The following is a 13,645-nucleotide window of genomic DNA, read 5'->3' on the forward strand; positions in this document are numbered from 1 at the left end:
CTATTTGCGTTAGTCGCAACAACAGGAATACCCTTATTGCAGTTGGTTCACCACAAAATTAATCACACAAGCACCACATACGCCTACATAGCGAGTAAAAATGTTTAGCTTTAAACGAAAGAAAGTACCGAGTCTCTCGGTCAATAATGACATGCTAAGTAAACAACGACGATACGATAGCCTTGTCAGGGCGCTCCATGGCGATCTCTACCGCTACGCCTACTGGCTTTGCGGCGACAAACATATCGCAGAAGATATCACCCAAGAGACCTTTTTAAGGGCTTGGCGTTCGCTCGAATCCCTTAAGGATGATAAAGCCGCTAAAGCTTGGTTAATCACTATTTTACGCAGAGAAAATGCCCGAAGGTTTGAACGCAAACAGTTTGACTACTCTGATGTTGAACAATCTGAATTGGCCGACAATGTGTCGTTATCAACTGAAGACAATATGGAGCAACATCTGCTCAGACGGCAAATAGCTCGCCTTGAAGTCGAATACCGAGAACCACTGGTGCTGCAGGTTATCGGTGGTTTTACTGGCGATGAAATTGCTAACATATTAGAACTTAACCGCAATACTGTTATGACGCGCCTCTTCAGGGCACGCAATCAATTAAAAGAAATGCTCGATGATACGCAAACAAGGGGGCACTCCAATGGATGAGCTAAAATTCCGCCGCGAGGCCTATGAAAATCCGCAGCGTCGTGACGCCGACTTTGTTGCTGCTATGGGAGAATCGAGTCAGCGCGCTCAGTTTGTCAATGACTTAAAGCGCTTAGACCATCAAATTGAAGCGGCGCTGAATATTGACGTCCCTAGCGGTTTAGAAGCAAAACTGCTATTGAATCAACAGTTGCATCGACACCAAGTGCAACGACGCAAAATGGGCTTCACTTTAGCGATGGTGGCATCGGTGGCTTTTGTCGCAGGCATCAGTTTTAGCCTGTTTAGGCTGGGACCGGTCGATTTGGGTGAACATGCCCTAGCCCATGTTGCTCATGAGACCGTAGCGATGCAAAGCAGTCTGGATATCAGCTATAACACCATCAATAGTCAGTTAGCGTCATTGGGTAATTTTGCCAATGCTCGTTTTACTGAGCAGCCAGGACGCGTGTTTTTCAGTACCTACTGCGACTTCCAAGGGGTTAGAAGTTTGCATTTAGTCATGCAAGGTAAGCAAGGCAAGGTCACCTTATTTATCGTACCCATTGAAGAGCGCATGATCCTAGAACAAGCTTTTGCCAACAACCGTTATCAGGGTGAAGGCTTCACGGCAGACAATGCCTACATGTTGCTAGTTGCAGAACATCACGCCGATATAGACAACATTAAAAGCGAAATTCAGCAAACATTCATCTAAAATCATTACAACCTATGGCAAGTTTTACTTGCCATAGGTTAGATCTTAATCACATTCGCCCCCTTTATTGAGCTACAGAGCCAACATCTGCTAGCATAGCGACCTCTTAAAAAAGCATAACTATAAAATGGCACAAGCATGACTATTGAATTACCCATATTAATCACTTTTTTTGGCTATCTTGCCTTAATGATGGGCATAGGCCTATGGGCCTATAAAGCAACCGACTCGGTTGACGACTATATCTTAGGGGGTCGCTCTATGGGCCCAGCGGTAACGGCATTGAGTGTTGGCGCATCTGACATGTCAGGTTGGTTACTATTAGGCTTACCTGGCGCCGTCTATCTTGGTGGTTTAGGAGAAGCCTGGATCGGCATCGGCTTAGTCTTCGGTGCGTGGCTCAACTGGCTGTTTGTTGCCAAGCGCCTGCGTATCTATACCCAATTTACCGATAATGCGCTAACCCTGCCTGACTTTTTTGAAAAGCGCTTCGACGATAAACATGGTATGTTAAGACTGGTCTCCGCGGTCACTATTTTGGTGTTTTTCACCTTTTATGCCTCATCGGGCATGGTCGGTGGCGCCATACTGTTTGAGAAAGTCTTTGGGTTAGATTACACCTTAGCCCTAATCATAGGTTCAACCATTATTGTGGCTTACACCTTTGTCGGGGGCTTCTTTGCCGTAAGCTGGACTGACTTCTTCCAAGGCTGTTTAATGCTTATCGCCTTACTGTTTGTCCCTGTGGCCATTTTCAATCAACCCGAAACGCAAAATGGTTTACATCAGCTTGATCCCGCCATGTTGTCGATGATTAATCAAGATACTACTGTGATTGGCCTAGTGTCGTTACTGGCTTGGGGGCTGGGTTATTTTGGCCAGCCACATATTTTGTCACGCTTTATGGCTATCGGCACTGCCGATGATATTGTCGTGTCACGCCGCATCGCCATGAGTTGGATGGTGGTAGCCTTAATTGGTGCCCTCGCTACAGGACTTGCTGGCTCGCTCTATTTTGCCGATGAACCACTAGCAAACCCAGAAACAGTCTTCATTCATTTAGCGCACGCCGCTTTTAACCCTTGGATAGGTGGATTGCTCATCGCCGCTATTCTGTCGGCCATTATGAGTACTATCGACTCGCAGCTACTGGTGTGTTCCAGTGTGGTCACAGAAGATTTCTATAAAAAATGGCTACGTCCAGAGGCGAGCAGTAAAGAGTTGATGCTCGTTGGCCGTGTGGGTGTGCTGGCTATTGCGCTAGTCTCCGGCGTTATCGCACTTAACCCAGAAAGCAGTGTATTAGGCCTCGTCAGTTACGCTTGGGCCGGATTTGGCGCCGCATTTGGCCCTGTGGTATTGCTCGCACTATTTTGGAAGCACTATAGCCGTAATGGTGCCGTTGCCACCATTTTAGTCGGTGCGCTAACGGTAGTGCTATGGAAACAAGCCAGTGGTGGCATATTTGAGTTATACGAGATTTTACCTGGATTTTTGTTCGCCACTCTTGCGGGCATAGTATTTAGCCTGCTGTTTAAACCAGCTAAAGCCATCACGCAGCAGTTTGAGCAATTTAGCGCCAAGCTTTGATCCTATGCTACTGCAGATTACATTGTCACATTAGACTGGGGCGGTAAACGGAGCTAACGATAAACCGGTTTATCGATATCAAGCTTTCAGGCAAATGACTGATCCAAACTAAAAAGCGTACACGTGTACGCTTTTTTTATACTTGTCACTTTTGACACAAACAACCAAATTAACAACCTATTAACTTGACAGTTAAACAAGCTGAACCCCACAACACAGGCTATATCTAATGTCACGAGCGACATTCAGACACTACGCCACTTTTACTATCGCCTAAGCCATTAATTTCACATAAAAATAACATCCAACCCTCATCTGGTCGGAGTTGTTGGCGCATCGCGCCCCCCCTACTATGCACCCGACTAACAAAAGGATCTCGAGAGATTGCTAAGCCAACTCACTAAGACGAGACCGATAATAATGAGAATTGATTTATGAAGCCTTTTAACAAGACAATATTAGCCGTTGCCGTTACGCTCGCGAGCTCGCAAGCTATGGCAGCTGGTTTTTTACTTAATGCACAATCAGCAACCGGTGTGGGCCGAGCCTTTGCCGGTGATGCCGTTATTGCCGATAATGCATCGGTATTAGCGCGTAACCCAGCCGCAATGGCGCTGTTTGACAAAAAACAACTATCAATGGGATTGAACTACGCCGATGTTGAAGTGACAGTGAGCGATGTCTATATCGACTCTCTGTTAGGCGAAATCCATTACGGCGGTGTCGATGATGCGGCAGATGCCAAAATCATCCCTAACTTTTACTACGTTAGCCCGGTAAACGATAAATTCGCCTACGGTGTGGCACTGTTCAGTAACTTCGGTACAGGTACCGATACCTCAGACTTATCGACCCAACTCGTGGGTGGTACGCTACCCGCGCCGCTTGATCTATTAGGCAAGACTGAAGTCACCACGCTTAACTTCAACCTAAGTGCATCATATCGTTTTAATGACCATTTTAGTGTCGGTGCAGGCCTTGATATGATCTACGGTAAAGGCACGCTCACTCGTGGTGGTAAGCTGCCGACTCCTACGGGCGCCATCGATCAGCAGTTGGTTGATGTCGATGCCGATGGTGTGGCGTTTGGTGGTATTATCGGCGCCGTGTATGAAATCAATGCCGATCACCGTTTTGGCATGAGCTACCGCTTTAGCCCAGATTTTAAAGCCTCGGGTGATATCAATATTTACAACCCACAAGCCAACGCATTTGTGGCCTTTGATGAGATCAATATTCCCCTACCCGATATTTTCCAAGTGGCAGGTTTTCATCAGTTAACCGATAAATTTGCGCTGCACTATACTGCGCAATTAACCACTTGGGGTGATTTCCACGAGCTAACCGTGACAGATGGGACGTTAGGGCCAGTATCTGTTGGCTCAAGCAGCTTAAAGACCTACGCATGGGATGACTCATGGTTGTTCAGTGTCGGTGGTACTTATAGTCTAAACAACACTTGGACTCTGCGTGCCGGCTTTATGGCTGATGAGGGCGTTGTGGGTGAGCTGAGTTCAATCTCTATCCCAGATTCTGATCGCAAATGGTATACCGCAGGCGCGACCTACGCCTTATCGACCAACACCAGCATCGATTTTGGTATCGCCGTGGTGCGCGGTGAAGATGTCCACTTAATTGAAAACAGCTCAGTCACGGACAAGTTACCTATTGGGCCAAACACTGGTATGGTCAATGCCACGACGCGCTCAAATGCAACCTATTATTCAATGCAGTACAACTACACGTTTTAAGGTGTAATTAGCATAAATTGTAATTACCTATCACTGATAGGTAACCTAAAAACCGCACAATTGTGCGGTTTTTTATGTTATAAAAATCTCGTTTTATCTGCTCTGGCGTAAAAATCATGCTAATCAAAAGGAATAAGGCGTTAGAGCAAAATACGGCCCCGCTGATACTTACTCGCAACCAACAAACTGTGTCAAATATCTCCTCCTCATCAAGAACTGCAACGAACTCAATTTTGATCAAAAAATAGGCTAGATAAAAAGCCTTAACAAGCATATGCTTTATAAAGCACAACAAGCAATTAGGACGCTTTTTTATGCAAAAATCACTCCCCACGATCCTGCTCGGCGCGTTTATCTGCATTGGTCTCTATCTGCTGGGCAGCCAAGTGGGCAATAGCCTCATCACTATGCGCGCCATGGAGCGCACCGTCACCGTAAAAGGCCTGGCTGAATTGGAAGTGAATGCGGATACCGCCATTTGGCCCATCCGCTTCACAGAGGTGGATAACGACTTAAATAATCTCTACCTCAATGTGCAAAGCAAAACCGATAAGGTGGTTGCTTTCTTGATAAAACAGGGCTTTAGCCGTGATGAAGTGTCAATATCACAGCCTTCTATCCAAGACAGACAGGCGCAAGGCTATGTCGATCCTAATGTGCGTTATCGCTACGCCGCACAAGTGACTGTCTCCCTTTACACTCAGCGCGTTGAGTTATTACTGCGCATACAAAGCAATCTATTGGAATTAGCCAAAGAAGGTATTGCGATATCGAGCCAAGATTATGATAGTCGCACCGAATTTATTTTTACTCAGTTAAACGACATTAAACCGCAAATGGTGCAGTCTGCCACTGAGAATGCGCGCCAGACAGCAGAAAAATTTGCTATCGATTCGGCCTCAAAATTGGGCAAAATCAAACAGGCTTCTCAAGGGCAGTTCACTATTTCCGATCGCGATAGCAACACGCCCAGCATCAAAAAAATAAGAGTGGTCTCGACACTGACCTATTACCTTAATGATTAATCGCGCAGATAGAATCTCGAATAGTACCATTTACCTAACGGGTGCAAGCGCAAATTGAAATACCATAAGTCATTAAATACCTTACATGAAGTTGTTAGATGTATTAGATGAAGTCGAAGCGTAAACCTATCGCAACACTTCATCGCATTTTCCTAATAAAAGATTGCACAAGCTTGAAAAGTTCATTAGAATTTTCTTATGAATTTTTTGGAGGTCGTTAGTCTCATGCGTATTCAACATCTATTATCAATCACATTGCTGCCATTACTGCTGAATGTTACAGCGTCCGCTAGTACCTTGCCGACGTTAACCGTCACCGCAAAAGAGCAACCCCACTGGGTCACCTTAGATGCGCAGCTTGAAGCGGTAAAATCTGCCACCGTATCGGCGCAAACCTCAGGCAGGATCATTAAGCTTTATTATGATGTGAATGATATTGTGCCCCAAGGCGCACCATTACTCGAGATCACCAGTAAGTCTCAAGGTGCAGAGCTCGCCGCTGCAGAAGCCGAATACGCCCGAGCCCGCGCACAAAATGAAGAAGCGCAAAAACAACGTCGCCGCTTTGAAGAGCTGTTTCCGCAAGGCGCGATTTCACAGGGACAGATGGATCAAGCCATTGCCACCGCCCGCTCGGGCGCGCAAGCCGTTAGCGCCGCCAAAGCGCGGATCGTGCAAGCCAATGAGTCATTGCAATATACCGTGGTCAGCGCCCCTTTTGCTGGCGTGTTGACTCAGCGTTATGTTGAAGAGGGTGAAACGGTCGCCCCAGGTCAAGCTTTACTCAGTGGGTTTTCAACCGAGCACATGCGCGCCGTGACCCATGTACCACTGCGTTATATCGACGCCCTACGGAACCAATCTAGCGTTGAACTGCAGCTTAGCGACGGCCAAAAAGTGATATCACAACAGTTAACCATATTCTCCTTTGCCGATCCTTTGAGTCATAGCTATAAAACGCGCATTGATTTACCTGAAGGCATGAGTAACTTAATGCCGGGCATGTGGGTTAAAGCCAAGTTTATTGCAGGCCAGCGCAACACTATTACCATTCCTCAATCGGCGATTATTTATCAAAATGAGATGAGTGCAGTCTACCTTGAGCAACAAGGGACATTCCAACTCACCCAAGTTCGCCTAGGCGCGCAACGAGATGATCAATTTGAAGTGCTTGCAGGCTTAACCGCAGGCGATGTCATCGCGACTGACGCTTATCAAGTCCGACTTAACCTAGCCCAATAATATGGCGCTGTAATGGACTTGGCCGTTTAATAGGAATCGTAAATAAGATGAAGCCGTCACATAATCAAGATAGCGACAAGCAACAAAACAAGCCCTATTCACTAGGTTTTTCCGGGCGAGTCGCCGCACTATTTCAACTCAGCGCCATCACACCGCTATTGGCATTGCTCGGCATTTTACTGGGGCTATTCGCGGTACTCGTCACCCCTAAAGAGGAAGAGCCACAGATAGATGTTACCTTTGCCGATGTCTATATTCCTTTTCCTGGCGCAACTCCGAGTGAAGTCGAACAATTAGTCACCCTACCAATGGAGCAGGTACTGTCGCAGATAAAAGGGATAGATACCCTGTATTCGTTTTCACAACCTGATGGCGCCTTACTGATCGCCATTTTTGAAGTGGGTATTCCCCGCAACGAGGCGATTGTAAAGCTGTACAATCAGGTCTACTCCAATATGGATAAAGTGGCCACTCAAGCCGGGGTCGGCGAGCCCCAGATCAAGCCACGTGGTATCGATGATGTGCCCATTGTCAGCCTGACCCTCTGGTCAAAGTCGACCTTAACCTCTGCCGAACAATTAACTCAAGTGGCTAAGGGGCTCGAAACTGAGCTAAAACGCATTCCGGGTACCCGCGAAATTTACACTGTTGGTAGCCATAATGTGAGCCTTAATGTACGTATCGATCCGGCAAAAATGAGCTTTTACGGCTTAACCTATGACGCGATCAGCAATAGCCTTGCCAGCAATAACCATGTCTCCATGCCGGTATCACTTATTCAAGATAACCAAGAAATTAAGATTCAAACCGGGCAGTTTTTACAATCCCAACAAGAAGTTGAGCAACTGGTTGTCGCTGTCTATCAAGATGAGTCCGGCCGCAGTGCACCTGTGTATCTCGCCGACATAGCCGATATTAGCCTTAGCAGCGATATCCCGACCCAAAACGCGTGGCACAGCGACAAACAAGGCACCTACCCTGCGGTCACTATCGCCATTGGCAAACAACCTGGTGAGAACGCGGTTGATATTGCCAATGAGATCTTGGCTCGCGTTGATGCGGTCAACAACGTGTTAATTCCTGCCGACGTAGAGGTGACGGTATCGCGTAACTACGGTAAGACCGCCGGAGATAAAGCCAACACCTTAATCTTGAAATTGGTGTTTGCCACCTCGGCTGTGGTGGTATTGGTATTTCTTGCCATGGGGTTACGCGAAGCCATCGTGGTCGGTATTGCCATTATTATTACCTTGGCCATCACCCTCTTTGCCTCTTGGGCATGGGGCTTCACCTTAAACCGAATCTCATTGTTTGCACTTATTTTTTCAATAGGGATTTTAGTGGATGATGCCATAGTCGTGGTAGAAAACATCCACCGCCATATGGCGCTGGGACAACGGCAATTTACCCAGTTAATTCCGATTGCCGTGGATGAGGTCGGTGGCCCTACGATATTGGCCACCTTCACCGTCATTGCCGCCCTAATGCCAATGGCTTTTGTGTCTGGACTCATGGGGCCTTACATGAGCCCAATCCCCATTAATGCCAGTATGGGGATGTTAATCTCACTGGCGATCGCCTTTATTGTTACCCCGTGGCTGGCCACTAAACTGTTAAATACATCTCACCAACACCAGGAGAGCAGCGACACCTCCAGCAGCAATCGCATGGTCGCGCTGTTTACGGCGCTCATCTCACCCTTTGTACACGGTAAACAAGCGGGTAAAGCTCGTCTGGGTCTGGCTGCTGGGATTGTGGTGCTCATTGCCATTGCGATCTCTTTGCCTGTGACTCAACTGGTGGTACTCAAAATGCTGCCTTTTGATAATAAATCAGAATTTCAAGTGATGCTTGATATGCCCGAAGGCACGCCGGTGGAGCAAACTCAGCGCGTACTTAAAGCCTTAGGACAGCAGCTTAACCAAGTGGCCGAGGTCGAAAATTACCAGCTATATGCAGGCACCAATGCACCGATGAACTTTAATGGCTTAGTGCGCCATTACTTTTTACGCCAAACACAGGAGCTTGGTGATATTCAGGTCAATTTAGTCGATAAATCTGAGCGCGATCGTGACAGTCACAGCATCGCCGTAGCGGTGCGCGAATCACTGCAAGCTACTGCGGCGCACTATAATGCCAATGTGAAGGTGGTTGAAGTCCCTCCCGGCCCACCGGTATGGTCACCTATTTTGGCCGAGGTGTATGGGCCAAACGAAGCGCTCAGAGAAACCGCCGCCCTGCAGCTGCAAGCGTTGTTTCAGCAAACTCCAGATGTGGTCGATATCGATATCTATCTGCCTGCGATGCAACAAAAATGGCAGGTGTCCATCGATCGCGCTAAGGCCAGTTTATTAGGCGTGCCTTACAGCAATATCGTTGATCTGGTGACCACCTCCATTGGCGGCAAGCAGGTGAGCTACTTACATAAACCCAATCAAACCACACCAGTGCCAATTAAGTTACAGCTTGAGGAGGCCGCCAAGATGGATCTTGAGCAGGTATTAAACCTCAGACTCACCACCCAAAGCGGCCACTCAGTGCCTGTGTCTGAATTGGTGCGCATTAATAAAGGCAGCATAGATGCGCCCATTATTCATAAAAACATGATCCCCATGATCATGGTGGTTGCCGATATGGCTGGGCCGCTAGACAGCCCGTTGTACGGTATGTTTGAGATGGCCGCCGACATCGATAGCGAGACAGGCTTGGGCTTTGAGCAGCATTATGTCAACCAACCCTCAGGCTTAGACACCATTGCCGTATTGTGGGATGGCGAATGGAAAATTACTTACGAAACCTTCCGTGACATGGGGATCGCCTATGCAGTGGGCATGATTGCGATTTACCTCTTAGTGGTGGGTCAATTTCGCTCCTACTCGGTTCCGCTGATCATTATGGCTCCCATTCCGCTTACCATCATAGGAGTGATGCCGGGTCATGCCCTGCTCGGAGCTCAATTTACCGCCACCTCAATGATCGGCATGATCGCCCTCGCCGGGATTATTGTGCGTAACTCAATATTACTGGTCGACTTTATTAACCAGGAGACCGAGTCGGGCGTGCCCTTTGAACAGGCGGTTATTCACTCTGGTGCCGTCCGAGCAAAACCCATTATGTTGACAGGCCTTGCGGCCATGATTGGTGCCTTATTCATTCTGGATGATCCCATTTTTAATGGATTAGCCATCAGTTTGATCTTCGGCATCTTAGTCTCAACCTTGCTGACTCTGGTAGTGATCCCTGTGCTCTATTACACAGTGATGCGCCACCGCATACCACAAAAAACGGCAAATACTGCCGCTTAATTAAGGAGTTAATTATGTCTATCGAACGTAGTATTTTCGCTTTTGCTGGCTTTATGGTGTTACTGTCTCTCGCGTTGACGGCATTAGTACATCATAATTTTATCTGGCTTACCGCCTTTGTTGGCGCTAATCTATTACAAAGCGCTTTTACTGGGTTTTGCCCTGCAGCCATGATAATGAAAAAACTGGGTGTAAAGAGTGAAGCCGAGCTTGAACGCGCTAAATCACACAGTTAATACCAAGGAGTTTACGTGGGACAAGCCACTACATTACTTAGCCGATTCGGCGCACTGATTGTGCTACTTTTTGTGGCCGCTATCGGCTTATCATCACCTAGCATCGCGGCTGAACAAGACATTGAAACCGCATGGAAGATGATAGATAACGGCGCCATGATAGTCGATGTGCGTACCCCTGAAGAGTTTGCCCAGGGGCATTTAGCCAATGCAATTAACATCCCATTTGAAAGTATTGCCGCTGAATTTGCTAAGCGTGATATAGATAAAGCGACCAATGTGGTGCTGTACTGCCGTAGCGGACGTCGCAGCGATATAGCCCAAATGAGTTTAATTGAGCAAGGTTATACCCACACTTATAATGGTGGTGGCTATCAGACTCTAATCCAGCAGCAAACCAAATAAGCTGCAGGCTCTGTTTAAATCCATGATAAAGGCACCTATGGGTGCCTTTTTTATGAATAACTTGGCGCCTCCCCTTGGCTACACATCCATTAACAGCACATCCTTTAAGCTGAACTGATAGGTTATCAGCACAAAACACCAACCATGCGTCAATGCGAAAAGGCAATAAGGCAACCTAATACCGATAAAACCCAATAACGCCAAAGCGGGAAGCTGGAGCGAGTGGTTTTTTATCAACCCACCTCCATATAAACTGATATAATCAGCCTAATTTACATGGACAATCGCACAATATGACACAAGCAAATAATCCTCTGCACGGCATTAAACTCGAAACAATTCTCACCGATTTAGTTGACCATTATGGGTGGGAAGAACTGGGCACACGTATCGACATTCGTTGTTTTAATCATGATCCTAGTATTAAATCTAGCCTTAAGTTTTTACGTAAAACGCCTTGGGCCAGAGAAAAAGTGGAATACCTTTACCTCAAAATGAATAAGCTACCGCTACCTAAGCCGAAAGCGGACAGTGAGGTACGCACATCTACTCGAGTGGCAACCCCTGCGAGCAGCAACAAGAGTGCAGCTAAAGGTGCCGATACCGGCCGTACTAACGCACAGATTTGGGGAAAGAGTTAAGCTGGCATATTAACGGGCTTTACCGCCGTCATCATCAGCTTATTGCATAAGATAGCCCGCTCAAATAACCTACTTGCGATTCGCATAGATAGGCACTAAAGCTAAAAGTGCTATGAAAGCACGACACCGCAACTGTCATTTTGATGTTGCAGGTTTTGCAGGTTTTGCAGGTTTTGCAGGCAGAGAGTAAAGAAGCTAAGCGCGGCAACCAAGGACACTGCCGCAATCGCCGCAGTGTCTTGATAGCATTGGCACACTAAAAAAGCGCGAACGTTACTCAGCCTTAGGGGGCTTAACGACGTTTGCTTCTTCAGTAAAATGATACTCAGACATCATATGTCCCAACTCTGTTGACTTGGTTTTTAAATACGCTTCATTGTAGCGATTTTTACCCACTTGCAGCGGAACACGTTCAACCACATCAATGCCAAGCGCTTTCATTGCTTTAACTTTACGGGGGTTATTGGTCATCAATTTAACTTGATGTACGCCAATTTTCTCCATCATCGGCTTGATCATGTCATATTTGCGCATATCGGCTTCAAAACCGAGTCGCTCATTTGCTTCGACCGTGTTAGCGCCTTGGTCTTGTAGTTCATAGGCACGGATTTTATTGAGTAAGCCTATGCCTCGTCCCTCTTGGCGAAGGTATAAAATAAAGCCTTGGCCTGCCTCGGCAATATTTTGCATCGCCGTTTGTAGTTGAAAACCGCAATCGCAACGCAAACTAAACAGCGCATCACCAGTTAAACATTCTGAATGAATGCGCCCAAGTATGGGGGTATTGGCATCTAGTTGACCAAAAGTGAGTGCAACATGTTCTTTGCCAGTGTCTGTGTCTTCAAAACCATGCATGGCGAATACGCCCCAAGGCGTAGGTAACTTTGAAGTGGCGACATACTTAATTGACATGAAATAACCTTTACTACTCGCTCTGTCCGAGTCAAAAAAAGAGGTAGAAAATAACTAAGGCTAGGATGCGGCCTTACTATCAGACTGAGCATTTTATGTGTTTTTGCCTTACAGTGAAATAGCCGAGTACTTGCATCGGTTATTACTTCACCCTAGCGTATTTGAGAGTGCTAAGCATACGCCGAGCACACAATAAGCGATAGGATATCGCTCACGTATGCTAATCAAATAGTGGCAATGGAGGATTAAAACGCTTTCGGGGCGAAGCCTGTGACTTGGGTTAAGCCCATTTCACGCCCTAATGCAGTCATTGGATGCACAACCACTAATCCTTTGACAGATTTCTTTAATTTGCCCATATCGGCTTGCTCTGCTTTAGTCAGCGCGCGACTAAAAGGCAGCGACTTTACATCGGTACCTTTTTTGTTCAACAAGCGAGTCTGTTGGTTTTTAACATGGGCAATCTGTTTCGTTACAGCATTGATCTCTTGCTTAAACTGCAAAATCACCGCGTGATCACCGCGTTTTTCTGCCGCATCTAATTTACGACGACATTTGTCGAGTCGGTCATTAAGTTGCTGTAACTCTTGCTTTAAATTCATTAACTTGCCTTAAAGTAAATCGATAATACTCGGCCAATCATGCAAGATTGCTGACTGCGCCTATCTGTTTGGCCGACATTATATCACTATTGCTTGAAATGGTGGATCATCTGATTGCTACTGCCACGAAATCTTAAGCTTGGATCGGCAAGATGTTGCTCAAATTTACCGTCCACCAACACATCAACATAATGCAGCACCTGGCGCTGGGCTGTCGATAATTCATCTAAGCGATAACCGCTCCACAGCCAAATATCTTTATCTGGACACTCATGCTTAACACGCTTTACTAGCGCAAGTATCTGGGCCACATTTTGCGGGTAAAGCGGATCGCCGCCCGATAATGATAACCCCCGGCGCACGATACGGGTATCTTGCAGATCCGTGATGATCTGCTCAACCATGGCGGCATCGAATAGATGACCCGCTGCTGCGCTCCAAGTCGACTGATTATAACAGCCGCGGCATTGATGCTCGCAACCAGACACAAACAAGGTCGCTCGCGTACCTGGGCCATTGACCACATCGACTGGAAAGTATTGCTGGTAATTCATCTATGCCTCAAGCCTATTAAC

At 46.9% G+C, this 13,645-nt stretch carries 13 protein-coding genes; 10 read left to right on the plus strand and 3 right to left on the minus strand.

Annotated elements, in window-relative coordinates; all coding sequences use genetic code 11:
• The first annotated feature begins 100 nt into the window (after positions 1 to 100).
• From AC5YBX_RS10925 to AC5YBX_RS10970, 10 genes are all read left to right on the plus strand, one after another.
• The gene (locus tag AC5YBX_RS10925; RefSeq protein ID WP_494521457.1) at positions 101 to 664 is read left to right on the plus strand and encodes a sigma-70 family RNA polymerase sigma factor; all 564 of its coding nucleotides are present in this window, start codon (positions 101 to 103) and stop codon (positions 662 to 664) included.
• Positions 657 to 1,361 (plus strand): DUF3379 domain-containing protein, encoded by a 705-nt coding sequence (locus tag AC5YBX_RS10930; protein WP_494521456.1) that lies wholly within the window; start codon positions 657 to 659, stop codon positions 1,359 to 1,361. Before AC5YBX_RS10925 ends, AC5YBX_RS10930 begins: the two co-directional genes overlap by 8 nt.
• 138 nt (positions 1,362 to 1,499) lie before the next feature.
• A complete protein-coding gene (gene putP, locus AC5YBX_RS10935) occupies positions 1,500 to 2,951 on the plus strand; it encodes a sodium/proline symporter PutP (RefSeq protein WP_494521455.1) in 1,452 nt (483 codons plus the stop codon).
• 434 nt (positions 2,952 to 3,385) lie between these two features.
• Positions 3,386 to 4,702, plus strand: coding sequence for an OmpP1/FadL family transporter (locus tag AC5YBX_RS10940; RefSeq protein ID WP_494523670.1), 1,317 nt, complete (start codon positions 3,386 to 3,388; stop codon positions 4,700 to 4,702).
• Between the two features lie 314 nt (positions 4,703 to 5,016).
• A complete protein-coding gene (locus AC5YBX_RS10945) occupies positions 5,017 to 5,727 on the plus strand; it encodes an SIMPL domain-containing protein (RefSeq protein WP_494521453.1) in 711 nt (236 codons plus the stop codon).
• 225 nt (positions 5,728 to 5,952) lie between these two features.
• Positions 5,953 to 6,969, plus strand: coding sequence for an efflux RND transporter periplasmic adaptor subunit (locus AC5YBX_RS10950; protein ID WP_494523671.1), 1,017 nt, complete (start codon positions 5,953 to 5,955; stop codon positions 6,967 to 6,969).
• Positions 6,970 to 7,016: 47 nt separating this feature from the next.
• Positions 7,017 to 10,274 (plus strand): efflux RND transporter permease subunit, encoded by a 3,258-nt coding sequence (locus AC5YBX_RS10955; RefSeq protein ID WP_494523672.1) that lies wholly within the window; start codon positions 7,017 to 7,019, stop codon positions 10,272 to 10,274.
• A gap of 14 nt (positions 10,275 to 10,288) precedes the next feature.
• Positions 10,289 to 10,510: a YgaP family membrane protein gene (locus AC5YBX_RS10960; RefSeq protein ID WP_475514254.1), complete on the plus strand. Its 222-nt coding sequence runs from the start codon at positions 10,289 to 10,291 to the stop codon at positions 10,508 to 10,510.
• 54 nt (positions 10,511 to 10,564) lie between these two features.
• Entirely contained in the window at positions 10,565 to 10,915 is a 351-nt protein-coding gene (locus AC5YBX_RS10965; RefSeq protein WP_494524813.1) for a rhodanese-like domain-containing protein, read from the plus strand.
• A gap of 293 nt (positions 10,916 to 11,208) precedes the next feature.
• On the plus strand, positions 11,209 to 11,556 hold the full coding sequence (locus AC5YBX_RS10970) for a VF530 family protein (RefSeq protein ID WP_494523673.1): 348 nt from the start codon (positions 11,209 to 11,211) through the stop codon (positions 11,554 to 11,556).
• A 273-nt stretch (positions 11,557 to 11,829) separates the two neighbouring features.
• Here the strand turns inward: AC5YBX_RS10970 and ribA are convergent, their stop codons facing one another.
• The 3 genes from ribA to nrdG all read right to left on the minus strand — a co-directional run bounded on the left by ribA (position 11,830) and on the right by nrdG (position 13,624).
• Positions 11,830 to 12,468, minus strand: a complete 639-nt coding sequence (ribA, locus tag AC5YBX_RS10975) for a GTP cyclohydrolase II (protein ID WP_494523674.1) — start codon at positions 12,466 to 12,468, stop codon at positions 11,830 to 11,832.
• A 245-nt stretch (positions 12,469 to 12,713) separates the two neighbouring features.
• Complete coding sequence (locus AC5YBX_RS10980; protein WP_494523675.1) at positions 12,714 to 13,070, minus strand: YibL family ribosome-associated protein; 357 nt, start codon at positions 13,068 to 13,070, stop codon at positions 12,714 to 12,716.
• An 86-nt stretch (positions 13,071 to 13,156) separates the two neighbouring features.
• Positions 13,157 to 13,624, minus strand: a complete 468-nt coding sequence (nrdG, locus tag AC5YBX_RS10985; protein ID WP_494523676.1) for an anaerobic ribonucleoside-triphosphate reductase-activating protein — start codon at positions 13,622 to 13,624, stop codon at positions 13,157 to 13,159.
• Positions 13,625 to 13,645 lie beyond the last annotated feature (21 nt).

It is taken from the genome of Shewanella sp. 492 (assembly GCF_059338445.1).